Source organism: Streptomyces sp. NBC_01618 (assembly GCF_045209435.1).
GTDB lineage: Bacteria > Actinomycetota > Actinomycetes > Streptomycetales > Streptomycetaceae > Streptomyces.
In genome coordinates this window covers 522,798-547,833 of sequence record NZ_CP109297.1, presented here as the reverse complement: position 1 = coordinate 547,833, position 25,036 = coordinate 522,798, and the positions used below count along the sequence as shown (strand labels likewise).

The following is a 25,036-nucleotide window of genomic DNA, read 5'->3' as shown; positions in this document are numbered from 1 at the left end:
CGAGACTGAGGGGAACTCTGGTGAAGATTCTGCACGTCGTCACACTGCACACTCCGGACCACGCGTTCGGCGGTCCGACAAGGGTGGCGCTCAACCTGGCGAAGGTCCAGCGGGCCGGCGGCGACGACGCCCGCATCATGGCACTGGGCGACGGCTTCGAGGGGCGGCTGCCGCGGGAGGTCGAGGGAGTCCCGGTCCTTCTCTTCCGCGCTCGTCATCTGCTTCCCATGTTCGAGGTCAGCGGAATCACCTCCGGCGCTCTCCTGCTCGCCGCCCGGCGCATGATGCGCGGCGCCGATCTCGTCCATGTCCATCTGATGCGCGACCTGGTGACGCTCCCCGCCGCGCTGCTCGCGCTGGCCTCCCGCACGCCCCTCGTTGTCCAGACCCACGGCATGGTGGACCCGACCGAGAAGCGGGTCGCCCAGCTGACCGATCTGCTGGGCGTACGCAAGGTGCTGCGCGAAGCCGACGCCGTGCTGCATCTGACCGAGATGGAACGCCTCGATGTGAACGCCGTTGCCGCGCCGGTGCCGTTGACCCGCACCGTACGGCTGGTCAACGGTGTACGGCCGCAGAAGCCGAAGCCCGCCCGCGCGCCGGGGCGGCCGCCGACGGTCCTCTTCCTGGGCCGGATCCAGGAGCGCAAGCGTCCGCAGGACTTCGTCGCCGCGATTCCGACGGTCCTGGCCGAGCACCCGGACGCCCGGTTCGTGCTCGCCGGACCCGACACCGGAGCGCTGTCGGCGACTCTCGAACTCGCCCGCGAACTGGGGGTGATGGGCTCCCTCCACCACAGGGGACCGCTCGGCCACGAAGAGGTTCTGGCCGCGGACCGGCAGGCCGATGTGTACGTACTGCCGTCGATCGAGGAACCCCTGGCCGTCTCCGTCCTCGAAGCGATGTCCGTCGGCACCCCCGTGGTCATCACCCGCACCAGTGGCCTCGCGGACGATGTCGCGCGGGCCGGGGCCGGCCGGGTGATCGACAGCCGGGTCGGCGAGGACGGGAAGAACGCGCTCAAGGTGGCCGGGGCGATTCTGGAACTCCTCGAACCCGCAGCCAACGACCTTGCGGGGAAGGCGGCTTGGGACTTGGTCAACAAGGACTTCACCATCGAGGCCGTGACCCGGACCCTCCGGCGGACCTACGAGGACGTGGTCCGCCGGAAGGCGCGCTGAGTCAAACGGGCTTCCGCTCACGGGACTTGAGCGCGATCTGCCAGCGGTAGAAGCTCATCGCCAGCGCGAAGTCGAACCCCGCCCGCCCGTCGAGAAAGCCCCGCCGGTACAGATACATGTACGCGAACGACACCAGGGGCTTGAAGGGCGCCTTGTGGAACAGCTGCCCCTGGCGCGACTTCACCCGCCGCACCTGCTCCTTGACCTCGGGGTGATGCTCCAGCCACGCCTCCCAGTCCGAGTACCGGTTGTGCCGCTCGAACCAGGCCGTGACCGGGTCGAGATCCTGGTGCTCGATCGGATTGCGCAGCGGGGCCGCCGACTCGGCGACCGGCTGGTAGTGCCCCTCGACCTCGCCGATGCCCGGCGCGTCGAGATCGCCGACCTCCGGGTACCGGCAGCGGGTCCGGTCGGTCAGTGACCGCTTGCGGATGGTGTAGCCGTGCCGCAGCCGCTTCCCGGAGAACCAGTAGCCCAGCGGTATGTCGTACGCGGCCGGTCTCCGCGCGCCGGGATCGGCGAAGATCCGGCGCAGTTCGGCCAGCAGCCCGGGGCTCAGCCGCTCGTCCCCGTCGAGCAGCAGAATCCAGTCCAGATCCGTGCGGACATGGTCCAGGCACCACTGCTTCTTGCGCGGATGACCGCCGTCCCAGGTGTACGTGATCACCTCGGCCCCGCACTCCTCGGCGATCTTCGCCGTGTCATCCGTACTGTGCGAGTCGACGACGACGACCGCCTCGAAGTGGCCGAGCACCGACTTCACCGCCTCGGCGATGTTGAGCCCCTCGTTCTTCGTGGGGATCGCCACTGCTATCGGCAGCTTGTTCATCCGTGCTCTCCTTCGGGCAGCCAGGCGTAGCAGCCTGTGGAGGTGAAGGTGCGGGCCGCGTCCGGGAGGGTGATCCCGGCCCGTTTCCCGGCGGCGGCGGAGCCCGAGCCCAGGTTCCTGCCGTTCACCCCGGTGATCTGCCAGGTGCAGTTCCCGGTGGGGGAGACGTTGTGGTAGCGGCCCGGCCGGAGCTGCTTGTCCCGGTACGTGCCGTCCGCGTACCCCCGGGCGGCCTCTCGCACCAACTCCCGGTGCTGGGTGCAGAGATGCTCGACGGCGGGCTTCGCGTCGGCGAGCTCGCCCGTCACGATCGCGGCGACCGCCACCTCCCGGTCGGCCTTCACCAGGTACGTCAGCCTGTCGCAGGTCTCCTGGCCCGTCTGGAGTACGGCCGCCGGGTCCATGCCCTTGGGCACCCGGTCGACCAGATACTCCTTCTGCTTCTTGTTGAACGAGCCCGTGGCCGGGGTGAGTTCATCGGTGGGCTTCGGTGGTTCGCTCGCCTGCGGAGCCGCAGATTCGCTGGACGCGGTGGCTCCGGGACCGTTCGACGGGGAAACGGCAGGGGGCCGGGTGGCCGATGCCCCGGCGCCGCCCGCGTTCCGGTGGCCGTCGGAGGACGAGCCGCAGGCGGCCAGCGCCACCGTCAGTACGACGACGGCGGCGCCGGCCCGGAACGGGTACCTCATCCACCCGTCCTCAGGGAGTAGTGGGCACTGACCTGCGCGCTGCTCAACGCGGTCGGGTAGACGGCGGTCTCGTCGATCTGCCCGGCGAAGAAGCTGCTCGTCGGCTGGTTGGGCCAGCTGTTCAGGTTGTCCCCGCCGACCCGCCAGTAGCCGCTGTAGTTCTCGTTGCCGGTGTACAGGACGTTCGAGGCACGCAGCTGCCCGTCCACGTACAGCGCCATGCCGCCGGTGCCCTGCGTGGCGACGACATGGTGCCAGGTACCGTCGTTGTAGGCAGCGGGCGTTGTGATGGTCTTGGTTCCGCCGCTGTAGACCCCGAAGATCAGCCGCCCGTCATTGCTCATGTACACATGCTTGTCGTACTGGTTGCTGTTCTGCATGGTCACATTGCCGAAGCCGACGATCTTTCCTCCCCTGGTGGTCGTCGTCTTGATCCAGGTCTCCACCGAGAACCTGGTGGGCTGCGGATGACGCTTGTTGCTGTACGCGTACTGGTTCGATCCGTTGAAGCCGATCGCGGTCGAGGGACCCGCGACCGCGGCCGGAGTCTGCCGGTAGGCGGGGGAGTTGCGCAGGAATCCGTTGTCCAGCCCGCTGCCGGTGTCTGCGGCGAAGGTCGACGTACCCTCGTCGTACCGCCAGTACAGTGAAGCGCCGTCGGCCAGCACCCTGGCGGGATACTCCTCGGCGGCGGACACCACCGTGGCGGTCACGGCGACGGACTTGGCGCTGGTGTTGGTGCCGTCGCTCGCACTGATCCGGTACGAGTGGGTCTCACCCGCGGCCACGTCCGTATCGGTCCACCTCAGCTGCGGCCGGTCCCAGAACAGCGAGTAGCCCGTCGTGGTGTGCACCGGGGTGCTCGCACCGTCCTTGTAGATCCGGTAGGTGAGCTCACCGTCGTCGGCGTCGAAGCTCGTCTGCCAGTTGACCTCCACCTTGCCCGGGGCGACGGTCGACACACTGACGTTCGGCACCCACGGCGCCCCGGTGTCGGGGCCGTCGGCGAACCGGGTGAGGCCCTGCTGTGCGGACCCGTTGACGGTGGTGAACTCGCCGCCCACCCACAGATAGTGACGGCCGCCCTTGTCGGTCTGTGCCATCACCCGTGGTCCGACCGGCTCCCCGATGCCGTCGTTGGTGTCCGGGAACCAGGGGAGCAGCTTCGGGTCGTCGACGGACTGGGCCAGCAGATGCTTGCGTGGCTGGTCCGGGAACTCGCCCATGCTGGCGCAGTCGTGCGCGTGACTCCCGCTGTACAGAACGCCGTTGTGTACGAGAACGGCCTGGGTGGCGCCCAGGCAGGTGTCCCGCCAGCGCTGTTCGAAATTGCTGAGGTTCAGCGCGATCCGGCCGTCGAAGACGCCGCCCCCGGTGCCCTCGTTGGCGGTGTAGAAGCCGGTGGCGTCGGTGGTGATGTCCTGCACCGTGGACGTGTTCGGGATGAAGCCCGCCGGATAGCTCTTGGTCACGGCCCCGGTCGTGGCGTCCACCACGGCCAGCGCGTGCGAGGTGGTGCCGTTGACGGCGAAGAAGTTTCCGCCGAGCAGTACGTGTTCGCCGTCGGGCGTCAGCTCCACGGCCCGGCCGATCTCGTCCGCGTTGGCCGTCCAAGGCTTCAGTGCGGCGCCGGTGGTGACCGCGGCGAACTTGTTCCGGGTCTGTCCCGCCACGGTGTTGAAGTCACCGCCCAGGTAGACGGTGTCCGCGGTGACGGCCAGGGCCCGTACGGTCGCGGAGACGGAGACCTTGAAGTCCTGGCGCGGGGTGCAGGTCGCGGTGTCGATCGCGGCGACATTGCTCACCCCGACCCCGCTCACCGCCCCGAACTGCCCGCCGACGTACAGGGTCTTCTGGTCGGGCGAAAGTGCCAGGGTCCGTACGGTCGCCGTGCCCGACGAGAGCGTGAACGACAGCGTGCACCCCGTCGGCGCACCGGTCGCCGCGTCGAAGGCGGCGAAGTTCACCGCGGGCTGTTCGGAGGTGCCGGCGGGCGCGCCCGGTGGCCGGACGGTGGAGAAGGTGCCGCCGGCGTAGACGACACCGGCGTCCGAGGCGGCCATCGACCAGACGATGCCGTTGGTCTGCCAGGTGGTGAGATTGTCCGCGGTCAGCGAGACCGGCGGGGTGAGGGCCGCGGCCGGGGAACCCCCGGACGCGGCGGCGGTCAGTGTTGCGGCGAGCAGGCAGAGCGCAGCGGCCGCAGCCCGTGCCCTCCCGCGTCCGGCGGGTCTACGCCCCGTACTTCCGTTCATCATTCAGCTCCGAAGGTGAGAACGAGCTGCGGCCCTGGGACCGCGGTTTCTGCCTCGTCCGGCCGGCGGCGGAGACGGTCCGGTCCGCTGCCGGCCGGGACGAGTGGGCGGTCCGGGCCTCAGGCCCGGACCGGTGCGGACGCGCGCGGGACCACCGGGTGGCCGGTGGGGGCGGAGATCGCGCCCGGGTCGGTCCCCGGCGGGGCCGCCGGAAGCGGCTGCCGGGTGTTGTGGGTGACCGCCGGACCGGCCGGTGTGCCGGCCCGGCCGTCGGGCAGGTACGGATGTCTCATCGGTCCACCCGCACGGCCGCTCCGGCGAGTTGGTCGGCGAGCTGGCGGATGTCCGCCTCGACCATGATCCTGGCGAGCTCCTGCGATCTCACCGCCGGTTTCCAGCCGAGCAGTTCCTCGGCCTTGGCGGCGTCGCCGATCAGCGCGTCGACCTCGCTGGGGCGCTCGTACTTGGCGTCGTAGCGGACGTGCTCGCGCCAGTCCAGGCCCGCGTGGTCGAAGGCGTACTCCAGGAACTGCCGGACGCTGACGCCCTCGCCGGTGGCCACCACGTAGTCGTCCGGGCTGTCGAGCTGCAGCATCCGCCACATCGCGTCGACGTACTCGGGGGCGTACCCCCAGTCGCGCACGGCGTCGAGATTGCCCAGATGGAGATGGGTCTGCAGACCCGCCTTGATCCTGGCCACCCCACGGGTGATCTTCCGGGTCACGAAGGTCTCGCCGCGGCGCGGGGACTCATGGTTGAAGAGAATCCCGTTCACCGCGAACATCCCGTACGCCTCACGGTAGTTGACGGTCGCCCAGTACGAATACACCTTGGCGACGCTGTACGGGCTCCGCGGATGGAACGGCGTCTTCTCGTTCTGCGGCGGCGGTGTCGCGCCGAACATCTCCGACGACGACGCCTGATAGATCCGGGTGTCGATACCGCTCGCGCGGACGGCCTCCAGCAGCCGGATGGTGCCGAGACCGGTGATGTCACCGGTGTACAGCGGGGCGTCGAACGAGACGCGGACGTGCGACTGCGCACCCAGGTTGTAGACCTCGTCCGGCTGGATGTCGCGCAGCAGGTTCACCAGCGCGACCCCGTCGGCGAGGTCGGCGTGGTGCAGGACGAACGAACGGTCGTCCTCCTCCGGTCCCTGGTAGATGTGGTCGATCCGCTCGGTGTTGAAGCTCGACGAGCGGCGTATCAGTCCATGGACCGTGTACCCCTTGTCGAGCAGCAACTCGGACAGGTACGAACCGTCCTGTCCGGTCACGCCGGTGATGAGCGCGGTCTTCGCCACGACTACCCCCTCTGTGTTCGCCTGAAAGACTGTTGGTTCACACCGAAATTGCTTCGCACTGAAATTTCGCAATTGAGCGATCTATGGCAAAACGTCACCGTGGTCCACGGCTGCTGACACAATCCGAGCTATGACGACTGAACTCCCCGGCCCTCCCCAGGAACCCGTCCGCCCCCTCCTACGGCCCGGTGCCCGCATATTCGTCGCGGGCCACCGGGGCCTGGTCGGCTCGGCGGTGGTACGCCGCCTCACCGCCGCCGGACACGAGGTGATCACCCGCGATCGCGACCACCTCGATCTGCGCGACGCCACGCGGACCGAGGCATTCCTCCGGGAGGCCCGTCCGGACGCCGTGGTGCTGGCCGCCGCCAAGGTCGGCGGAATCATGGCCAACAGCACGTATCCGGTGCAGTTCCTGGAGGACAATCTGCGCATCCAGCTGAGCGTCGTCGCCGGAGCGCACTGTGCCGGGGTCGAGCGGCTGCTCTTCCTCGGCTCGTCCTGCATCTACCCCCGGCATGCCCCGCAGCCGATCCCCGAAAGCGCCCTGCTCGCCGGCCCGTTGGAGCCGACCAACGAGGCGTACGCGCTGGCCAAGATCGCCGGGATCGTGCAGATCCGGTCCTACCGGCGGCAGTTCGGCGCCGCGTACATCAGCGCCATGCCCACCAACCTCTACGGTCCGGGCGACAACTTCGACCTGGAGACCTCGCACGTACTGCCCGCGCTGATCCGCCGCTTCCACGAGGCGCGGCGGGACGGCTCGCCCACGGTCACGCTCTGGGGCTCCGGCAGCCCGCGCCGCGAATTCCTGCACGTCGACGATCTGGCCGACGCGTGCCTCCTGCTGCTGGAGCGCTACGACGGTGAAGAACCCGTCAACATCGGCTGCGGTCAGGACCTGACGATCAGCGAACTCGCCGAAACCGTAAAAGAGGTGACGGGATATCAGGGATCCATCGCATGGGACACGTCGAAGCCCGACGGCACCCCGCGCAAGCTGCTCGACGTCTCCCGGCTCACCACCCTCGGCTTCGCACCGCGCATCCCGCTGCGCGACGGGATCGCCCGCACGTACGCGTGGTGGCTGGAGCGGCTGACCGCACAGGTCTGAGCGGAGCCGACCGGTCCACCGGCACGGGCCGGCCGCCGCAACGCGACGGCCGCCCGTCCCACCGGCCCCGAACTGCCGGTTGTCCCGCACTTCTCGCATCGACCGCCGCCGCTCTCAGTACGCCCCGCGGCCGTCGGTGACGGCGCGCAGCGTACGGGCCATGAGTCCCATGTCCGTGGCCACCGACCAGTTGTCGACGTACCACAGGTCGAGCGAGACGGTCTCCTGCCAGGACAGGTCCGAACGCCCGCTGACCTGCCACAGGCCGGTCAGCCCCGGCCTGACGGCGAGCCGCCTCAGCTCCCGTTCGTCGTAGCGGGACACCTCCTCCGGCAGGGGCGGCCGTGGACCGACCAGCGACATGTCGCCCCGGAGCACATTGAGCAGTTGCGGCAGCTCGTCCAGAGACGTCCGGCGCAGCAGCCGGCCGATTCCGGTCACCCGGGGGTCGCGGCGCATCTTGAACATCGGACCGTCGTTCTCGTTCGCCGTAATCAATTGCTGCTTGCGGCTCTCGGCGTCCACCACCATCGTCCGGAACTTCCACATCGTGAACGGCCGGTTGTGCTGCCCGTGCCGGATCTGACGGTGCAGCGCCGGCCCGTCGGAGCCGAGCCGCACCGCCGCCCCGATCAGGAGCAGCAGGGGCGCCAGGACCAGCAGACCGAGTGCGGCGCCGATGCGGTCCACCGCGGCCTTCAGGAGCATCTGTGGTCCCCGGCGCACCGGCGGTGCGACGTGCAGCAGGGTCAGCCCGGCGGCGGCGGACGGCCGTATCCGGCCGGCCGCTATGCCCGAGAGCTCCGACAGTACGGAGAGCGGAAGCCCCCCGTCGTGCAGTCCCCAGGAGAGCCGGCGCAGCCGCTCCTCGGAGAGCTGCGGCCCGGGCACCACCAGAGCCAGGTCGGCATCATGGGCGAAGGCGCCGCCCAGCACCGTCGACGCGTCGTCGTCGGCCGGTGCCGGTGCGAGCCGCCCCGGCACCTGGACCTCGCACTCCAGCGGCGCGGCCCCCACCGGTATGGCGGCCACGACCCGGTAGGGATGGTCCGCACGGGAACCCAGCAGCCGCACCGCGCGTTCCACCCTCGAAGCCTCACCGACCACGAGTACCCGCCTGACCGTCCGCTGTCGCCGCAACCGCCGTACCCCCCACGCTGCCAGGCCCGCCGGCAGGCCGGGCAGCAGTGCCACGACCGCCGTCGCGGGATCGACCGCGTCACCGGTCATGGTCCGCAGCACGGCGAGTACGCCGATGAGCAGCAGCCAGTCGCCGGCCGTGGTCAGCACTCCCGGCGGATCGTCCGGCGACCGGCCCGCGTACCGGCCGCGTGCGGCCCGTACACCCGACCAGGCCAGCGCGGCCACCGCCGCGGCGACGCCGGGCCGCGGCTGGCCGCCCGCCCACAGGACGAGCCATGCCGGTATCCCCAGGCCGAGCAGTTCGGCGCCGATGACGACCGGCAGGCGCCGGCCCGTCCGTCTCTTGGCCGTGGCCGGTCCCGAACGTTCGCATTGTCCGGCAGGCACCCTCCATAAATCGTCAAGTTCTTTGCTGCGAGGCCGATTTGAAGCAGTCCGTGGACGCGGCGCCCCCGCCAGCCCCACGGGTCCTGATCTGTCCGAATCGGGTAGCTCGACATGCCCCATGAACCCCCCAGTCACAGTTGCATTGCCACAAACGGGACGCATCCGTCGATCCCATGGACTGACGGATGCGCCCGCGCTCGGTGCACGATATCCACACACGTGCCATTTTGCTGGAGTTCCAGTGAAGTTCAGACATGCGTACTGACTCTGAACTCATGCCGTTCCGCGCCGGATCACTTGGTCTGTGGGTGACTGTTCGCATTTGGAGGGTGCCGGAATCGCACGGTGTGCGGACATGCAGGTCAGCAGTTGCATGGTTTCACCAACAGGCTCGTCCCGGGAGATGCACCGTCGGGATCAGGACACCCGGCCGGGAACGGGAGCGGGGACGTGCGGTGACTCCCGTGGAGACGAACCGGGCCGTCACCGTCGTCGTGGGACTGCGCCTCGGGGTTTCGCCGGCGTACTGCGCGAGAACGGGTGCGCCCTGCACAAGTTGGGTTCGCTGCCGCACATTTCGGCTGCCGGGACCTGCGCCACGGGAACGCACGGCCGGGAGGTCGGTAACAGTTACATAGCGGGCGCCGTCCGGGGGACCGAGGTCACAGGCCGCCGTCGGGTTCGTCGTCGGGCCGGGACGGCCAGCCGCTCGGGGTCCGTCCCGGCGCCAGCCGCTCCACCACCTCGGCCAGCTCCTCGCAGGCACGCTGGATCCTGAGGCGGATGTTGCTCTGCTCGGTGACGACGGCCGCGAGCAGCAGCGCGGTCAGGGCCACCGAACCGTTGAACACGGCGAGATTCACCATCACATGAAGGATGCTGTGGCCCTCGAACGGCCCCACTCGCTGCGTTCCCGCGACGACCGCCAGGACCGACACCAGAAAGGCGCACGGCGCGCTCCCCGCCAGCCGGAAACGCAGGGCCGCCCAGATGATCAGCGGGAACACCAGGTAGATCATCGCCAGCGAGGTCCTGGTCGCCACCAGCGAGACCGCCACGGACACCACCGCCAGCGCGCTCGCCTCGATCCACCGGTCCGCGGCCCGCGGCATCCGCACCCTGCGCACCACGAGCAGCAGCGGGGTGACGACGAGCACGCCCGTCGCGTCCCCCGACCACCATGCCGTCCAGACCGGCCAGAAGCCGCTCAGCGGCAGATTGTCGTCCACCACGAGCATGCACGTGCCCACGGTCGCGCTGATGACCATGCCTGCCAGTGCACCGAGGAAGACCAGCGTGAAGCCGTCGCGCAGCCGGTCCAGCTCCCTGCGGAATCCGGCCCGGCGCAGTATCAGGTACGAGCAGACGGGAGCCAGGGTGTTGCCTGCCACGACGACGACGGTCAGCAGTGAGACCGAGCCGCTGAGTGTGGCGATGACGGACAGGGAGCCCAGCGCGACACCGGGCCAGGCGCGCAGTCCCAGGAGGAGCAGGGCACCCAGCGCGATGCCCGTGGGCGGCCAGAGCGGGGTGACGACCGTGCCGTGGACGGAAACCCCGCGGATCAGGCCGAGCCCACCGGCCAGGTAGTAGGCGGCGGCGACGGCCAGGACGCGCAGTACGGACGAGGCCGCGCCTATCGTTCTCTCGCTGCTTGACACGTTGCTGCGGATCACACATCTCATCAGACACCCGCCCGGACGGGTGGCGGCTGTCTGACACGCTCACCCCGGATCCGGGCGTCAGTTCCCGCGGGGAGTCGCCCCGTGGCGCAGGACGAGAACGGCGGCGTCGTCCTGGTGCCCGGTCCGCTCCGCCGCGCGCAGCACCGCGTCGGCCAGCTCGTCGGCGTCGGCCGTCACCCGGGAGACCACCAGCCGCGTCACCGCGTCCAGCCCCTCGCCGATCGGGAACGAAGGACCCTCGATCACGCCGTCGGTGACCAGGACGAACGCACCGGGGCTCGTCAGGCGCCGCCGGGTGACCGGATAGCGCTCGCCCGCCCGGATCCCCAGGGGCAGGCCGCCCTCGTCGTCGGTGACACCCGAGCGCCCGTCGGCGGTGGCCCAGACAGCGGCGACATGCCCGGCGCGGGCACTGCGGAGCTCCCGGGTGACCGGGTCGAGGCGGGCAAAGGTACAGGTCGCGAAGAGGCCCGAGTCCACCGAGAGCAGCAGATCGTTGGTCCGGCCCACGACCTCGCCGGGATCCGTGGCGGTGGCGGCTATCGCCCGCATGGCGATGCGGATCTGACCCATGAAAGCGGCCGCCTCGACGTCATGGCCCTGTACGTCGCCGATGGCGAACGCCAGCGCGCCGTCGGGCAGCACGAACCCGTCGTACCAGTCACCACCGATGTCCAGTCCGCTGCGGGCCGGTGTGTACCGGGCAGCTGTCTGCAGCCCCGGCAGGGCGGGCAGCGTCGCAGGGAGCATCTCGCGCTGCAGCGCCTCGGCCAGTTCCACCCGCGCCCGGTGCAGCTCCACCTCCTGGCGCGCCCGCGAGGTGAGCTGCTGCAGAGTGGTGAGCAGTTCGCCGGCGCTCGCCGCACGGGGAGGACGACGCCGGTTCATGGGCGGCTCCGCACTCGGTGGAAGTGACTCCCGCATCCTATTTCGGCGCTGCGAGCTCCGCAGGACGAGAAGCGGCGCGGTGATCCCGGCCGGACGGTCCGGAACGCGCGGCCGGGCCCGGCCGGGGGGATCCTGGTGGCAGGACCGCGTCGTGGCGGTGCACCGAGTCCGCGCGCGGTCGCAGGAGGTGCGCGATGGCTCGTTCGCTGGAATGGAAGGTCCGGGTAGGGCTGTCCGAGGAGGACGGTACGACCAGGGCGGAGGCGGTGCTGGACACCGGCTCGGAAAAGCTCGTGGGACACGGGGTCGCCCGCTGCAACCCGCAGGACGTGGACGTCCCCGCCATCGGCGACGAGCTCGCGGCGAGCCGCGCCATGAAGGACATCGCCGCGCAGCTGATGAAGGCCGCCGACCAGGAACTGGAATCGGTCGGGGCCGGACCCGCGACCGGGCCCGTCGCACCGCCGTACGCGTGGTCCGACACCACGGCCTGAGCCGCGCACCGCACCGGCCGCCGGGCCGTGAGGGCGCGGCGGGCGCGGGCCGGACCGCACACGTCCCGGACCTGGCGGAGGTGGCCGATGCGTGAGATTCTTCCGGCGCTCAGCCGCTGGTACGCCGCCGGGGAGCCGTTCGGGCTCGCCACCGTCGTCGCGGTCAGCCGCAGCGCGCCGCGCGGCCCGGGGGCGGCGATGGCCGTGGGCCCGGACGACGAGGTCGTCGGCAGCGTCTCCGGCGGCTGCGTCGAGGGCGCCGTCTTCGAACTGGCCAAGGAGGTCAGGGAGACCGGCGATGCCCAGCTCCGTACCTTCGGCTACAGCGACGAGGACGCCTTCGCCGTCGGTCTCACCTGCGGCGGCGAGATCACCCTCCTCGTACGGCCCGTGACGGCCGCGTACGACGTCTCCTTCGGCGAACTCGCCGCATCGGTCGCCGCTCACCGCCCGGTGGTGGCCGCCGTCGTGACCGACGGCCCCGCCCCGCGCGGCGCTGCCCTCACCGTACGGCCGGACACCGTCTCCGGCTCGCTGGGCGCGAGCGGACTCGACGCCGCCGTCACCGCCGACGCGCGCGGAGAACTCGCCCGGGGCGCAACCGGCTTGCGGCACTACGGCCCCGACGGCGAACGGCGCGAGGACGATGTCACCGTGTTCCTCCAGTCGTTCGCCCCGCCGCCCCGGATGCTGGTCTTCGGCGCGATCGACTTCGCCGCGGCGGTGGCCCGGATCGGGGCGTTCCTCGGCTACCGCGTCACCGTCTGCGACGCCCGCCCCGCCTTCGCCGACCCCCGCCGCTTCCCGGACGGTGCGGAGGTGGTCGTCGACTGGCCGCATCGGTATCTGCGCGACACGGAGACCGACGCACGGACCGTGATGTGCGTACTCACCCACGACCCGAAATTCGACGTCCCGCTGCTGGAGGTGGCCCTGCGCGCCCCGGCCGCGTACATCGGGGTGATGGGCAGCCGGCGGACCCACGAGGACCGCCTGGCCCGGTTGCGCGAGGCCGGTCTCCGCGAGGCGGAACTGGCCCGACTGCGCTCGCCCATCGGCCTCGACCTCGGCGCACGCACCCCCGAGGAGGTGGCCGTATCGATCGCGGCGGAGATCGTCGCACTGCGCTGGGGCGGCACCGGCAGCCCGCTCACGGAAACGTCCGGGGCGATCCACCGGTGAGCGGCGAACTCGGCGGCCGGTCCGCCGACGGCTCCTCGCCAGGGCTGCGGGCTCACGGAAGAGCCGTCTGCGGCGGCGCCGGCTGCTGGTGCCTCTCGCCGCCGGAGTCGCGACAGCCGTCCCGCTCGCGTACGGGCCGGCGCCTCGTCCCGTGACCGCCGAGATTCGCGGGCACACCCTCGGCCACGCACTTGGCCTTTCCGGCTGCGGACTGCTCGTCGGCGGCCGGCCCGCACTCCCCGTGCCGCGCACCAGGGAGCTTCGCCGGTGGCCGTCTCAGCAGGCCCGGCCGAAGTGCCGCTCCACGATCGCCGCGGCGTCGGTGCCGCGCGGCAGGATGCCGTACTGGTGGCCGCGCTCCTCGCCGAGCCGGGCGGCGACGAACGCCTCGGCGGCCGCCGCCGGGGCATGACGCAGCATCAGCGAGGACTGCAGAGCCAGCGCCATGCCCTCGACCGTCGCCCGGGCCCGGGTCTGCGCGGCGAGCGGGTCGCGCAGGTCCTCGGCCAGCTCCCGGCGCACCCGGCGGACGTGCGCGTCCAGCACGGAAATCGCCCCGGACGTGGTCTCCAGCTCGGCCCAGAAGGCGTCCAGCGACTGCGGGGTCCTGGCGATGCCCCGCAGCACATCGAGGGCGATGACATTGCCGGAGCCCTCCCACACCGCCATCACCGGCTGCTCGCGGTAGCGCCGGGCCAGCGGCCAGTCCTCGGTGTAGCCGTTGCCGCCCAGGCACTCCAGCGCCTCGTAGGCGTGGTGCGGACCGCGCTTGCAGATCCAGTACTTGGCCACGGCGGTGGCCAGCCGCCGGAACATCGCCTCGGACTCGCCGCTGTCGGCCTCGTACGCGTGGGCCAGGCGAAGCGAGGTCCAGGTCGCGGCCTCCGTCTCCAGTGCCAGATCGGCGAGGACCGCCGTCATGGCCGGCTGGTCGACCAGCCGGGCACCGAACGCGCTGCGGTGGTGCGCGTGCCAGATCGCCTCGGACACCGACTGGCGCATGCCCGCGGTGGTGCCGAGCACACAGTCGAGCCGGGTGTGGTTGACCATCTCGATGATGGTGGGGACACCACGGCCGGGCTCGCCGACCCGTACCGCCCAGGTGCCGTCGAACTCCACCTCGCAGGACGCGTTCGACTTGTTGCCGAGCTTGTTCTTCAGCCGCTGGATACGGACGGTGTTACGAGTGTCGTCGGCCAGCACACGCGGCACGAGGAAGCAGGTGAGCCCGGCCTCGGCCTGGGCCAGCACCAGGAACGCGTCCGACTGCGGGGCCGAGAAGAACCACTTGTGCCCGGTCAGCAGATGGGCCCGGCCCTCGGGGTCGGAGGCCAGCGGGACGGCCCGCGTGGTGTTGGCGCGGACGTCGGAGCCGCCCTGCTTCTCCGTCATCCCCATGCCGAACGTCAGCCCGGACTTGCGGCCCGGGGCGACCAGTCGGGGGTCGTACGAGCGGCTGAGCAGGCCCGGCAGCCAGTCCCGCCCCACGTCCGGATCGCGTTGCAGGACCGGGACCACGGCATGCGACATGGACATCGGGCAGGCGTGGCCGGGTTCGATCTGGGCGAACAGCATGAAGGAGGCCGCCCGCGCCACCGCCGCTCCGGGCTTCGGGTCGGCCCAGCCCGCGGTGTGCGTGCCGTGGTGCACCGCCGCGCCGATGACCTCGTGGTACGCGGGATGGAAGTCGATCTCGTCGACGCGGTTGCCGTAACGGTCATGGGTGCGCAGGACGGGAGGGGAGGTGTGCGCGAGCTCCGCGTCGATCTGGAACCGCTCGGAACCGACGAGGGTGCCGATCTCGTGCAGCTCCTCCTCGTGCCAGGCCGCCCCGAACGCCCGGACGGCCTGCGCGAGCGGCAGATTGGTGCCGTACTCGTCGAGATCCTTCCTGGGCGGGGCCTGGTTGGTGACCTCGTGGGTGGGGTGCGGTGCGGGGGCGTCGGGCCGGAGGCCGGTCCGGTGCGGGGTGAGGGTCATCGCGGGTTCCTGTCCTGGGGAGGCGGGCGGGGCGGCTGGGAAGCGGGGGAGCGGGTGCGGCGCGCGATCAGGTGCCGTGGGCTCCGACCGCTCTCAGGCACAGCGCGGTGATGCCTGCCACGACCGGTTCCGGGTCGGTCCGCCCGCCGACCGGTGACAGCGGACCGAGCAGTGCCTCGCCGACCGCCCCGATCACGGCGGCGGCCGACAATCGAGCGTTCTGCGCGGGCAGTTCACCCGAAGCGATCCCTGCGGCGACGGCCGACTCGGCGAGGGCGTGATAGCCGCGCCGGTACGCCAGCCGCTCCTGCTCGACGAGCGGATCGACCGGTTCGGCCAGCAACGCCCAGGCTGTACGCGGATTGCGCAGCGCACGGTACGCGAAGACCTCGACCAGCGCGCGCAACTGCTCGGCGGCACCGCTCCGCGCCCGCACCGCCTCCCGCACCGTGTCGAGTTCATGGCCCGCGACATGGCGGAAGACCGCCGCCAGCAGTTCCTGCTTGGAGGCGAAGTGGTTGTAGACGCTGCCGGTGGCGACGCCGGCCCGGTCGGCGATCGCGGAGATGCCGGCCGCCGCGTACCCGCCCTCGGCCAGCAGCTGCCGTGCGGCTTCCAGCAACCGCTCGCGGTGTGCGAGCCGGGTCGCCTCCGTGCGGGCGGTGGGGCGGTAGGCCATGATGTTCTGAACCTCGATTCATATCTTTCTCTTTCACTGAACCACTGTTGTTCGCACCGCGCAACGGCCCTGACGTAGAACGGTCGTTCTCGTTTCCGCGGGTAAGGGAACGTGGGTTCAAAGCTGCGTGGTCGGCGGCTGTTACGGAATTCCCGGGGGCTCGCGCGGGGTGTGCGCGGTCGTGCGCCCCGCGCTCGGGGGCACCGCCGACTGCGCCGGTGCGGTGTCGGCCGGGTGGATGTAGCGGGCAGTGGTTGACAGGTACTCGCGCGGCCGGCATGCGTGCCCGGTGCAGACGTGTGTGACGGAAATGTCCGCACTTCGTGACATGTGTCAGGGCGCCTTCCCCGGCTCGGGTCACCGGGCCACAGTGTGCGTTCCCGGCAACAGGCCGGGACCGAACAACGCTCGGGCCGCAGGGGTCCGGGCCCGTACCCGAGGGGTATTCATGTCCCGTTCCGCACGGCGGTTCACCGCCGCTGTTCTCGCTTCCGGCGCTCTGGTGGCCGTCGCCGCACTCCCGGCGACCGCAGCGGATCACGACCACGGGCACGGTCGTGACCGCGGCCACGGTCACGGCCGGACCCACGAGCGTTCGGCGGTGGTCCTGGGCGAGATCCAGTACAACAGCCCCGGTCGTGACAACGGCTCCAACCGCAGCCTCAACAGAGAATGGGTCACCGTCACCAACACCGGCCGCCACTCGGTCAGCCTCCGCGGCTGGACCCTGAGCGACGAGAGCCACCGCACCTACCGCTTCGACCTGCGCCTGGCCGGCCGCTCCTCCGTGCGCGTGCACACCGGAATCGGCCGCGACACCGACCGCGACGTCTACCAGGACCTCCGCAGGCAGGTCTGGGACGCCCGCGACACGGCGACACTGCGGGACGCGAACGGCCGCAGAGTCGACTCGAAGTCCTGGGGCCGCGACCGCGACCGCGACGACCGGGACGACCGCGACGGCCGCGACGACCGCGACGGACGTAACGGTCACCAGGGCCGGGATCACGGACGTGGCGACGACCGCGACGGCCGTAGTGGTCACCAGGGCCGGGATCACGGACGTGGCGACGACCGCGACGGCCGCGACGACCGCGACGGACGTAGTGGTCACCAGGGCCGGGATCACGGACGCAGCGACGACCGCGACGGCCGTAACCACTACGACGACGGTCGCGACTGACCCCACCGGCGCCCGCTCCCCGTCCCCGTCCCCGGAACGGCCGCCACCACCCTGATCGCGGCGCCCCGCGGCCCACCCGGCCGCGGGGCGCCGCACGTGTCGCAGACCGTCGGACGCCCCGCGCAGCGGTGCCGCACACCGAGGTCAGGAATCGTCTGCCACGGACGGGTCGACCGTGACGGGCGGGAGCTCCTGTTCGGTCCACAGGGCCTTGCCGTCGCTGCTGTAGCGGGTGCCCCAGTGGGTGGCGAGCCGGGAGACGATGTACAGTCCGCGGCCGCCCTCGTCGACGGTGCGCGCATGGCGCAGATGGGGCGACACCCGGCTGCTGTCGTGTACTTCGCAGGTGAGCGTGCGGTCCAGGATCAGTCGCAGCTGCAGCGGAGGGGTGCCGTAGCGGACCGCGTTGGTGATCAGTTCGCTCACGATGAGTTCGGTCGCGTCGGTCGTCGCCTCGTCCACGCCCCAGCCGTCGAGCCGGTCGCGCACGAGCGTACGGGAGATGGCGGGAGTGGTCCGGTCATGGGCCAGTTCCCAGGTCGCGACCCGGTCGGAGGGAACGACGCCGGTACGGGCGAGGAGGAGCGCGGCGCCCTCCGGGTAGGCCTCGGCCGGCAGGTTGTAGACCACGTCGTCGCACAGGTCCTGCAGATTCCGGCCGGGCCGCGCGAGTGCCTCCCGTACCTGATCCGTGGACTCCCCGTCGGCTAGGAGGGTTCCGGTGAAGAACGCCAGAACGCTGTCTGCGTCGAGCTCGAAGGCAGCGGTGGCGAACGGCGAAGTGTCGTTGGAGAACAGCGAGGGCCCGTCGGGGACATCGAGGGTGGTCGTGGTGCCGTCCGGGGTGACGAGGACGGGCGACGGATGACCCGACCGGGCCACGGTGCAGGTGCGGGAGAACGGGTCGTAGACGGCGTACACGCAGGTCGCCGTGGATGGTTGCCTGTGCAGCCAGTCGCCGGGCGGCAGCGCGGCCCGCTCGTCGGCCAGCCGGCCGGCGGTGTCGGCCAGCCTGGCCAGCACCTCGTCCGGCTCCAGATCGAGACCGGCCAGCGCGTGGATGACGGTCCGCAACTGCCCCATGGTGATGGCTGCCTGGAGGCCGGGCGCCTCGACATTGCCGACGATCAGGGCGGTGCGCGCGCCCGAGAGGCCGATGGTGTCGAACCAGCAGCCGCTGTTGCGCCCGGGCAGCAGGACATGTGCCGTCTCCACGGAAATGCCGCCGCCGTTGTCCTGAGGAAGGAGCCGGCGCTGCACCGTCGACGCGATCGCGTGGTCGCGAGCGTAGCGCCGCGCGTTGTCGATGCTCAGGGCGACGTGAGCGGCCGCTGTCAGCGCCAGCGGGAGATCGTTCTCCTCGTAGGGTTCCGTCCCCCGGCACCGGAAGAGACTCACCAGACCGAGGACCGTGCCGTGCAGCTTCAGCGGCACCACGATCAAGGAGTGCGCCCGGGTCGCTTCGATCAGCCGGGCGCTCTCGGGGTCCGCTTCGAGCCACGGCGTCCGGGCGTCGATCCGGACGAGACGGGGCTTCAGGTCCGATGCCGCCAGGGAGTACGGCGTACGGTCGGGCAACCGGCGCGTCTCTCCGACGAGGTCGCTCCGGTACCCGTCCACGCCGAGACCTCGAACGGCCGCGCGACGCAGGGGGACATCGGGCTTCAGCGGCCCCGGCGTCGGATCCGAGCCGCGCAGGACGTCATCCACCACCTCGACCACGGCGAGGTCGGCGAACGCCGGAACGACGGCCTCGACGAGTCCCTCGCAGGTGGCCTCCACATCGAGCGACCTGCCCACCCGCGTGCGCACCGCGGTGAGGCAGGCCGCCCGGGCGCGCGTCTTCTCCTGCTCATCGACGTCGACGACGGCGGCGAGCAGCCCCAGGGCGCGACCGTCCGCATCGTTCAGCCGGTAGACGGACACCATGAGGCTGCGGCTTCGGCCGGTGGAGTCGACGGGCCGGCCGCGGATCACCTGATCGTGCACGGCGACGCCGCTGTCCAGCACGTGGCGCAGGACGCGCTCCGCCTCGTCCGGTCTTTCGACGTGGTACGCCTCGGTGAAGTGACGCCCCACGAGGCGCTCGTCGGGGACGGCGCCGGACAGGGTGTTCGCCCGCACCACCCGCAGCCGGGTGTCCAGCACGTGCAGGCCCACCGCCGACTGGGCGAACAGGGTGTCGAGGACCGCTGCTCCCATGCCCTCGACCGCCTGCGACGCGGGGTCCGGTGCACCGGCGTCCGACACGGATTCACCCCCATCAGGCTGCGCCCGCCTGCTGGAGCGGCGGGTAGCAGCAAGCGTCGACGCACCCCGCGCGCCGCGCCACCGGTCGGTGGCAGACGGGCGAACCGTCACCGGCCACGCCGAACGGCCGGAGCCTCCCGACCCCGCCATCGATCCCTGTCGTGGACCACGCTCGGGGTGGCTCCGGCCGGACTCAGGCGTCGAGGGCCGCGGAGACGACGGCCCTGGCCTCCTCCTGCACCCGGCCGAGATGGTCGCTGCCGAGGAACGACTCGGCGTAGATCTTGTAGACGTCCTCCGTGCCCGAGGGGCGGGCCGCGAACCAGGCGTTCTCGGTGGTCACCTTGATGCCGCCGATGGGTGCGCCGTTGCCGGGTGCCTCCGTCAGCACGGCCGTGACCGGTTCGCCGGCCAGGGTGTCGGCCGTGACCTGCTCGGGGGACAGGCGCCCGAGCACCGCCTTCTGCTCCCGGTCGGCGGGGGCGTCGATCCGGGCGTACGCCGGTTCGCCGAACCGGGCGGTGAGCACCGCGTAGTGCTCCGACGGCGACTTGCCCGTCACCGCGAGGATCTCCGAGGCGAGCAGCGCCATGATGATGCCGTCCTTGTCGGTCGTCCACACCGATCCGTCGCGGCGCAGGAACGAAGCCCCGGCCGACTCCTCGCCGCCGAACCCGAGCGATCCGCCGACCAGGCCGTCGACGAACCACTTGAAGCCGACCGGCACCTCGACGAGTTCACGGCCGAGACCGGCGGCGACCCGGTCGATCATTCCCGAGGAGACCAGCGTCTTGCCGATGCCCGCGGTGGCCGGCCACTGCTCGCGGTGGGCGAACAGGTAGTCGATGGCGACGGCGAGGTAGTGGTTCGGGTTCATCAGCCCGGCGTCGGGGGTCACGATGCCGTGCCGGTCGGCGTCCGCGTCGTTCCCGGTCGCGATCTGGTACCGGTCGCGCCGGTCGATCAGCGAGGCCATGGCGTACGGCGAGGAGCAGTCCATCCGGATCTTTCCGTCCCAGTCCAGCGTCATGAACCGCCAGGTGGGGTCGGTCAGGGGATTGACCACGGTCAGATCGATCCGGTGCTGTTCCGCGATCCGGCCCCAGTACGCGACCGACGCGCCGCCCAGCGGATCGGCACCGATCCGCACCCCGGCCGAGCGGATCGCGTCCAGGTCGAGCACGGACGGCAGATCGCCGACGTAGCCGCTGAGGAAGTCGTACGTCCCGGTGGTCGACGCCGCCCGTGCGCGGGCGTAGGGCAGCCGGCGGACGTCCTTCAGGCCGGCCGCGATGATCTCGTTGGCCCGTTCCTGGATCCAGCCGGTGGCCTCGGACCCGGCCGGGCCGCCGTTGGGCGGGTTGTACTTGAACCCGCCGTCGCCGGGTGGGTTGTGGGACGGCGTGACCACCACACCGTCGGCGAGCCGCGAGGTCCGGCCCCGGTTGTGGGTGAGGACGGCGAGCGACACCGCCGGGGTCGGGGTGTAGCCGTCGGCCGGATCGATGAGCACGGTCACGTCATTGGCGGCGAACACCTCGATGGCGGTGATCCTGGCGGGTTCCGACAGGGCGTGGGTGTCGGCGCCGAGGAAGAGCGGCCCGTCCGTGCCCTGCCGCGCCCGGTACTCGCTGATCGCCTGGCTGGTGGCGGCGATGTGATCCTCGTTGAACGCGGCGGCCGTGGACGACCCGCGGTGGCCGGAGGTACCGAACGCCACCCGCTGGTCCGGCACGGACGGATCCGGATGCAGCGAGTAATACGCGGTCACCAGCCGGGCCACATCGGTGAGATCCTCCGGCTGCGCCGGCTGTCCAGCTCGTTCGTGCGGCATCTGCCACTCCTCCGTATCGGTCGGTCGTTGAGATCTGCCCCGCGCCATTTTCGCGGGTGGCCCGCACCGGTCCGCGACTGCCCCGCCGTCGGCACGGAAGGCCGGGCCCGGAGGTGCAGCGCAATTCCTGTTGAGGCACCGCGCGGCCCCGGCATAGGTTCGTCCACGACGACGAGCGGTCCACCGCCCGACGGCGACACGTGGCGGGACCGGGACGAACGGGGTTCCGGACGAACCGCCGGGTTTCGGACGAAATGCAGGAAGAGAGGAGACGAGCGATGGCACCGAACGAGTCCGCACCCGCGGGCCGCGTCCTGTTGCGCGAGGCCACCGCCGAGGACGCGGGGCCGCTCACCCGGCTCTTCCTCGACTCCCGCGCCGCGTCCATGCCGTACCTCCCGAAGGTGCACAGCGACGAGGACACGCTCGCCTGGATGACCCATGTCGTCCTGCTCGGAACAACGGTGTGGATCGCCGAGACGGGGACCGGGGAGGTGCTGGGTTTCGCCTCCCTCGACGGAACCGAGCTGGAACACCTGTATCTGCGACCCGAGGTACGTCGTCGGGGCATCGGCTCCCTGCTCCTGGCCAAGGCGCGCGAGACCGCTCCCGACGGGCTCACCCTGTACGTCTTCCAGCGCAACACCGCCGCCCGTGCCTTCTACGAGCGATACGGATTCACCGCGGTCGAGTTCGACGACGGCAGCCGCAACGAGGAGAAGGAACCGGATGTGAGATACCGGTGGACGGCGGACGGGCCTCCGGCAGGATCGCGGGGGCGCGGGGGCTGCGGCACAGTGGGCATATGGACGATCTGAATGCCCTCGCCGACGAGCATCTGGCCGCGGCCCGCGCCTCCGCGCACGGCCGCAGCGCCCACCGCCTGCTGCATCAGGAACCCCTGCGCCAGACCGTCATCGCCCTCGCCTCGGGCTTCGCCCTCGACGAGCACAACGCACCCGCCGCGGCCTCCCTCCAGGTGCTCCGCGGCAGGGTGCGCGTCACGGCGGCCTCGGGCGATGTGGAGCTGAGCGCCGGAGCGCTCCAGCCGGTTCCGCAGGAGCGGCACGGACTGCTGGCGCTGGAGGACGCCGTGGTGCTGCTGACAGCCGTCAACGAGTGACGGAGACGGTCCCGCGACGTGTGGCGGAGGCCGCCATCCGGACGCGCTCCAGAACCCACAGGACGAGGCTTCCGGCGGCCAGCGAACCACCCAGAAGGCAGATGCCGCTCCAGCCCGCCCGCGACCAGACCACCGAGGCCAGGGCGGCGCCGGCCGCACCGCCGAGGAAGAACAGCGTCATGAATCCGGAGTTGATCCGGTTGCGGGCCTCCGGGCGGAGCGCGTAGATCACGGTCTGACCGCTGTTGAGCCCCGCCTGCTGGGCGATGTTCAGCGAGATCACCCCGACCGCCAGCCACAGCAGCGAGGACTCGCCGGCCAGCAGCGGCAGCCACGAGAGCGTGAGGAGCGCGGCCGCCGTGCCCGATACCGGCTGCACCCGGCCGCGGTCGCTCAGCCGCGCCGCGATGTTCATGCCCACGACACCGATGACGCCCACCAGCCCGAACAGTCCGATGGCCGCCGCGTTCCAGTGGAAGGGGGACCGGGTCAGCAGGAACGTCAGCGCGGTCAACTGCACGCTGTACGAGGCCATGGAGAAGGCGCCGATGGCCGCCCGCCACCGCAGCAGGGGTTCCTGCCGCAGCAGGGCCAGCGTGGAGCGCAGCAGTCCGGTGTACGGCATCGGCGCAGCGTCGCGCGGCCGGGGCAACCGGGGGAGCCGGTTGTGCAGGAGTATCGCCATGACGGCCATGAGTAGCGCGTTCACCCAGTACGCCGTCCGCCAGCCACCGAGCTCGGACAGCGCACCGGAGGCCAGTCGTCCAAACAGCCCGCCGAGCAGGACACCGGACATGACGACGCCGACGATCCTGCCGCGTTCGGCCGGAGCTGCGAGGGCCGCCGCGAACGGCACCACAACCTGTGCCCCGACAGAGGTCAGCGCGGTGAGCAGGGTTCCGGCGATCAGCAGGGGACCGGTGGGGGCCGCGGCCGTCACCAGGAGGAAGAAGGCGGTGAGCGCGAACAGGAACACCGCGAGCCGCCGGCGGTCCATGACGTCCCCGAGGGGAACGAGCAGGATCAGGCCCAGCGCGTACCCGGCCTGGGCGGCGGTCACGATCAGCCCCGCCGCGGTGACACCGATGTGCAGATTCAGCTCGATGACGTCGAGCAGCGGCTGCGCGAAGTAGTTTCCGGCGGCCGAGAGCCCGGCGGAAAGGGCCATCAGCAGGACCAGGCCGCGACCGGGCGCGGGTGGATCGGGGAGCGTGCGCGGGACGGCCCGGCCGCGCGTCCCGTGGGTGGAATGAGCCATGTCCCTCAGCGTCTGGGATCCGCCATCGATGAGTCCAACACATGTTTTTCATTTCATCGATCGTGGTTCACGATGAATGGATGGAACTTCAGCAGATGCGGTACGTCGTCGCGGTGGCAGAACTGGGCAGCTTCACCCGCGCCGCGAAGAGGTGCCTGGTCGTCCAGTCCGCGCTGAGCCATCAGATCGCCCGGCTGGAGAAGGAGTTGGGCGCCCGGCTCTTCGACCGCACCAGCCGTCAGGTGCGGCTCACCGCGGCGGGCGAGGCGTTCCTGCCGGAGGCCAGGCAGGCGCTGGACGCGGCGGAGCGGGCCCGGGCCGAGGTCGCCGCCACGACGGGGGAGGTCCACGGCCGCCTCGCGGTCGGAGCCATCCCGACCGTTTCCGCGGTCGACATCCCGGCCGCGCTGCGCGCGTTCCACCTCCGCTGCCCGAAGGTGCACATCGTCCTGCGGGACGGGGCGAGCAAGGACCTGGTCCAGGAGGTACGGGACGGCACGCTCGACGTGGCGTTCCTGGGCGTGCTGCCGAGCTACCGGCCGAAGGGCGTGAGCGATCACGAGCTCGCCACGGGCGAACTCGTCGCAGTCGTCGCCCCCACCCACCCCCTGGCGGGGAAGGCGGAAGTGGGGCTGGAACGGCTGGCGAAGGAGATGTTCGTCGACTACCCCGACGGCACGGCGGCCCGGGCACAGTCGGAGGAGGCGTTCGCGGCGATGGGGCTCACCCGCGAGGTGGCGTTCGAGGTCAGCGGCACCGACTTCATCGTGCGGCTGGTCCGCAGCGGACTCGGCATCGCCATGCTGCCGGCCGCCTTCGCGGCGGAACTGCCCGGCGTACATGTGCTGCCCGTCCGTGATGCGCCCGCCCGCACGGAACGGCTGGTCTGGAGCCGCTTCCGCCCCGCCCCGGCCGCCGCGGCGTTCCTGACCGGGCTCGGTGTCGATACCGGCTGAGGATTCCGTTCAGTCCTCCGGCAGCGCCCGGAGGCGATGCCGCAGGAAGTCCTGCTCGGCCGTGTTCTGCGTACGGTCGACGGCGGCCTCGTACACCGACGCGGCGTCCGAGGTTACGAAGAAATTCTCCCCGAGCCTTGTGGGAGCGCTCCCGGGCTCGGCAGGATGAGGCGATGACCCAGCCCGCCGGCCCACGGGCCTACCACCCCGACGGCCGCGCGGCCCTCGCGGACATCTGCGTCCGGACGGCCGACAACGGCTGCGACTCCCGGCATCTGTACCCGGATCCGGAGCTGATGCCGTCAATCTTCGCCGCGCCGTACGTGTACCTCGAACCCGATCTGGCTTTCGTGATCGACGACGGTACGGGCCGGGCGGTCGGCCACATCGTTGGGGACCGCCGACACGGCGCGCTTCGTGACGGAGTTCCGCAAGCGGTGGCTGCCCCTCGTAGCGGACCGATTCCCGGAACCGGACGGCCCGCCGCGCACCCCCAGCGAGGAAATGACCGTCCTTCTGCACGCCCCGGAGCGGTGATCGTTCCCGAACTGGCCGCCCATCCCGCCCACTTGCACATCGATCTGCTGCCCGCGTGGCAGCGGAAGGGGTTGTGAGCTGCTGTC

General features: G+C 71.1%; 21 protein-coding genes and 2 pseudogenes. 10 read left to right on the top strand and 13 right to left on the bottom strand.

The annotated features are described in order from the left end of the window. Positions 1-20 precede the first annotated feature (20 nt). Entirely contained in the window at positions 21-1,181 is a 1,161-nt protein-coding gene (locus tag OH735_RS02495; protein ID WP_406379047.1) for a glycosyltransferase, read from the top strand. 1 nt (position 1,182) lies between these two features. On the opposite strand, the gene OH735_RS02490 is transcribed toward OH735_RS02495, so the two are convergent. The 5 genes from OH735_RS02490 to gmd all read right to left on the bottom strand — a co-directional run bounded on the left by OH735_RS02490 (position 1,183) and on the right by gmd (position 6,257). Continuing rightward, a complete protein-coding gene (locus OH735_RS02490; RefSeq protein ID WP_406379045.1) occupies positions 1,183-2,010 on the bottom strand; it encodes a glycosyltransferase family 2 protein in 828 nt (275 codons plus the stop codon). After that, positions 2,007-2,699 (bottom strand): hypothetical protein, encoded by a 693-nt coding sequence (locus OH735_RS02485; protein ID WP_406379043.1) that lies wholly within the window; start codon positions 2,697-2,699, stop codon positions 2,007-2,009. The genes OH735_RS02490 and OH735_RS02485 overlap by 4 nt, the downstream gene beginning before the upstream one ends. After that, positions 2,696-4,957, bottom strand: coding sequence for a LamG-like jellyroll fold domain-containing protein (locus OH735_RS02480; protein WP_406379041.1), 2,262 nt, complete (start codon positions 4,955-4,957; stop codon positions 2,696-2,698). Before OH735_RS02480 ends, OH735_RS02485 begins: the two co-directional genes overlap by 4 nt. Before the next feature lie 116 nt (positions 4,958-5,073). Continuing rightward, complete coding sequence (locus OH735_RS02475; protein ID WP_406379039.1) at positions 5,074-5,247, bottom strand: hypothetical protein; 174 nt, start codon at positions 5,245-5,247, stop codon at positions 5,074-5,076. Then, a complete protein-coding gene (gene gmd, locus OH735_RS02470; protein ID WP_406379037.1) occupies positions 5,244-6,257 on the bottom strand; it encodes a GDP-mannose 4,6-dehydratase in 1,014 nt (337 codons plus the stop codon). The genes OH735_RS02475 and gmd overlap by 4 nt, the downstream gene beginning before the upstream one ends. A 130-nt stretch (positions 6,258-6,387) precedes the next feature. Here gmd and OH735_RS02465 point away from each other — a divergent pair, with 130 nt between their 5' ends. Next, positions 6,388-7,371 (top strand): GDP-L-fucose synthase family protein, encoded by a 984-nt coding sequence (locus OH735_RS02465; protein ID WP_406379035.1) that lies wholly within the window; start codon positions 6,388-6,390, stop codon positions 7,369-7,371. 114 nt (positions 7,372-7,485) lie between these two features. On the opposite strand, the gene OH735_RS02460 is transcribed toward OH735_RS02465, so the two are convergent. The 3 genes from OH735_RS02460 to OH735_RS02450 all read right to left on the bottom strand — a co-directional run bounded on the left by OH735_RS02460 (position 7,486) and on the right by OH735_RS02450 (position 11,474). After that, positions 7,486-9,021 (bottom strand): exopolysaccharide biosynthesis polyprenyl glycosylphosphotransferase, encoded by a 1,536-nt coding sequence (locus tag OH735_RS02460; protein WP_406379033.1) that lies wholly within the window; start codon positions 9,019-9,021, stop codon positions 7,486-7,488. A 542-nt stretch (positions 9,022-9,563) separates the two neighbouring features. Beyond that, positions 9,564-10,562 carry an MASE1 domain-containing protein gene (locus OH735_RS02455; protein WP_406379031.1) on the bottom strand — a complete coding sequence of 333 codons (999 nt, stop codon included), beginning with the start codon at positions 10,560-10,562 and terminating at the stop codon, positions 9,564-9,566. Between the two features lie 81 nt (positions 10,563-10,643). After that, the gene (locus OH735_RS02450; protein ID WP_406379029.1) at positions 10,644-11,474 is read right to left on the bottom strand and encodes a PP2C family protein-serine/threonine phosphatase; all 831 of its coding nucleotides are present in this window, start codon (positions 11,472-11,474) and stop codon (positions 10,644-10,646) included. Between the two features lie 194 nt (positions 11,475-11,668). Here OH735_RS02450 and OH735_RS02445 point away from each other — a divergent pair, with 194 nt between their 5' ends. The 3 genes and pseudogenes from OH735_RS02445 to OH735_RS02435 form a co-directional block, all read left to right on the top strand. Next, positions 11,669-11,968, top strand: a complete 300-nt coding sequence (locus OH735_RS02445) for a DUF1876 domain-containing protein (protein ID WP_406379027.1) — start codon at positions 11,669-11,671, stop codon at positions 11,966-11,968. 87 nt (positions 11,969-12,055) lie between these two features. After that, positions 12,056-13,150 carry an XdhC family protein gene (locus tag OH735_RS02440; protein ID WP_406379025.1) on the top strand — a complete coding sequence of 365 codons (1,095 nt, stop codon included), beginning with the start codon at positions 12,056-12,058 and terminating at the stop codon, positions 13,148-13,150. A gap of 67 nt (positions 13,151-13,217) precedes the next feature. Continuing rightward, positions 13,218-13,364 (top strand): annotated as a pseudogene (locus OH735_RS02435) (DUF6629 family protein); the annotation flags it as partial. A 62-nt stretch (positions 13,365-13,426) separates the two neighbouring features. Here OH735_RS02435 and OH735_RS02430 read toward each other — a convergent pair. Together OH735_RS02430 and OH735_RS02425 are read right to left on the bottom strand one after the other, a co-directional pair. Continuing rightward, positions 13,427-15,130, bottom strand: a complete 1,704-nt coding sequence (locus tag OH735_RS02430; RefSeq protein ID WP_406379023.1) for an acyl-CoA dehydrogenase family protein — start codon at positions 15,128-15,130, stop codon at positions 13,427-13,429. A 67-nt stretch (positions 15,131-15,197) separates the two neighbouring features. Continuing rightward, a complete protein-coding gene (locus OH735_RS02425) occupies positions 15,198-15,809 on the bottom strand; it encodes a TetR/AcrR family transcriptional regulator (protein WP_406379021.1) in 612 nt (203 codons plus the stop codon). A gap of 448 nt (positions 15,810-16,257) precedes the next feature. Here OH735_RS02425 and OH735_RS02420 point away from each other — a divergent pair, with 448 nt between their 5' ends. Further along, entirely contained in the window at positions 16,258-16,992 is a 735-nt protein-coding gene (locus tag OH735_RS02420) for a lamin tail domain-containing protein (RefSeq protein ID WP_406379019.1), read from the top strand. Between the two features lie 144 nt (positions 16,993-17,136). On the opposite strand, the gene OH735_RS02415 is transcribed toward OH735_RS02420, so the two are convergent. Continuing rightward, positions 17,137-19,242, bottom strand: a complete 2,106-nt coding sequence (locus OH735_RS02415) for a SpoIIE family protein phosphatase (protein ID WP_406379017.1) — start codon at positions 19,240-19,242, stop codon at positions 17,137-17,139. A 193-nt stretch (positions 19,243-19,435) separates the two neighbouring features. Beyond that, positions 19,436-21,076, bottom strand: a complete 1,641-nt coding sequence (pgm, locus tag OH735_RS02410) for a phosphoglucomutase (alpha-D-glucose-1,6-bisphosphate-dependent) (RefSeq protein WP_406379015.1) — start codon at positions 21,074-21,076, stop codon at positions 19,436-19,438. A gap of 278 nt (positions 21,077-21,354) precedes the next feature. On the opposite strand from pgm, the gene OH735_RS02405 reads away from it, so the two are divergent. Next, positions 21,355-21,894, top strand: a complete 540-nt coding sequence (locus tag OH735_RS02405) for a GNAT family N-acetyltransferase (protein WP_406379013.1) — start codon at positions 21,355-21,357, stop codon at positions 21,892-21,894. Next, positions 21,882-22,199 carry a cupin gene (locus OH735_RS02400; protein ID WP_406379011.1) on the top strand — a complete coding sequence of 106 codons (318 nt, stop codon included), beginning with the start codon at positions 21,882-21,884 and terminating at the stop codon, positions 22,197-22,199. Before OH735_RS02405 ends, OH735_RS02400 begins: the two co-directional genes overlap by 13 nt. Here OH735_RS02400 and OH735_RS02395 read toward each other — a convergent pair. Beyond that, entirely contained in the window at positions 22,189-23,457 is a 1,269-nt protein-coding gene (locus tag OH735_RS02395; RefSeq protein WP_406379010.1) for an MFS transporter, read from the bottom strand. The two genes, OH735_RS02400 and OH735_RS02395, sit on opposite strands and share 11 nt — an antisense overlap. A gap of 80 nt (positions 23,458-23,537) precedes the next feature. On the opposite strand from OH735_RS02395, the gene OH735_RS02390 reads away from it, so the two are divergent. Together OH735_RS02390 and OH735_RS02385 are read left to right on the top strand one after the other, a co-directional pair. Continuing rightward, on the top strand, positions 23,538-24,413 hold the full coding sequence (locus tag OH735_RS02390) for a LysR family transcriptional regulator (RefSeq protein WP_406379008.1): 876 nt from the start codon (positions 23,538-23,540) through the stop codon (positions 24,411-24,413). Between the two features lie 173 nt (positions 24,414-24,586). After that, a pseudogene (locus OH735_RS02385) lies at positions 24,587-25,021 on the top strand (GNAT family N-acetyltransferase); the annotation flags it as partial. Positions 25,022-25,036 lie beyond the last annotated feature (15 nt).

Excerpts from the sequence above, each read along its gene's own strand:
- OH735_RS02395 (WP_406379010.1), bottom strand. The coding sequence starts at position 23,457 with ATGGCTCATTCCACCCACGGGACGCGCGGCCGGGCCGTCCCGCGCACG.
- OH735_RS02465 (WP_406379035.1), top strand. The coding sequence starts at position 6,388 with ATGACGACTGAACTCCCCGGCCCTCCCCAGGAACCCGTCCGCCCCCTC.
- OH735_RS02420 (WP_406379019.1), top strand. The coding sequence starts at position 16,258 with ATGTCCCGTTCCGCACGGCGGTTCACCGCCGCTGTTCTCGCTTCCGGC.
- OH735_RS02460 (WP_406379033.1), bottom strand. The coding sequence starts at position 9,021 with ATGGGGCATGTCGAGCTACCCGATTCGGACAGATCAGGACCCGTGGGG.
- OH735_RS02390 (WP_406379008.1), top strand. The coding sequence starts at position 23,538 with ATGGAACTTCAGCAGATGCGGTACGTCGTCGCGGTGGCAGAACTGGGC.
- OH735_RS02430 (WP_406379023.1), bottom strand. The coding sequence starts at position 15,130 with ATGACCCTCACCCCGCACCGGACCGGCCTCCGGCCCGACGCCCCCGCA.
- OH735_RS02440 (WP_406379025.1), top strand. The coding sequence starts at position 12,056 with ATGCGTGAGATTCTTCCGGCGCTCAGCCGCTGGTACGCCGCCGGGGAG.
- OH735_RS02490 (WP_406379045.1), bottom strand. The coding sequence starts at position 2,010 with ATGAACAAGCTGCCGATAGCAGTGGCGATCCCCACGAAGAACGAGGGG.
- OH735_RS02405 (WP_406379013.1), top strand. The coding sequence starts at position 21,355 with ATGGCACCGAACGAGTCCGCACCCGCGGGCCGCGTCCTGTTGCGCGAG.
- OH735_RS02425 (WP_406379021.1), bottom strand. The coding sequence starts at position 15,809 with ATGGCCTACCGCCCCACCGCCCGCACGGAGGCGACCCGGCTCGCACAC.
- OH735_RS02445 (WP_406379027.1), top strand. The coding sequence starts at position 11,669 with ATGGCTCGTTCGCTGGAATGGAAGGTCCGGGTAGGGCTGTCCGAGGAG.
- OH735_RS02450 (WP_406379029.1), bottom strand. The coding sequence starts at position 11,474 with ATGAACCGGCGTCGTCCTCCCCGTGCGGCGAGCGCCGGCGAACTGCTC.
- pgm (WP_406379015.1), bottom strand. The coding sequence starts at position 21,076 with ATGCCGCACGAACGAGCTGGACAGCCGGCGCAGCCGGAGGATCTCACC.
- OH735_RS02475 (WP_406379039.1), bottom strand. The coding sequence starts at position 5,247 with ATGAGACATCCGTACCTGCCCGACGGCCGGGCCGGCACACCGGCCGGT.
- OH735_RS02480 (WP_406379041.1), bottom strand. The coding sequence starts at position 4,957 with ATGATGAACGGAAGTACGGGGCGTAGACCCGCCGGACGCGGGAGGGCA.
- OH735_RS02400 (WP_406379011.1), top strand. The coding sequence starts at position 21,882 with ATGGACGATCTGAATGCCCTCGCCGACGAGCATCTGGCCGCGGCCCGC.
- OH735_RS02485 (WP_406379043.1), bottom strand. The coding sequence starts at position 2,699 with ATGAGGTACCCGTTCCGGGCCGGCGCCGCCGTCGTCGTACTGACGGTG.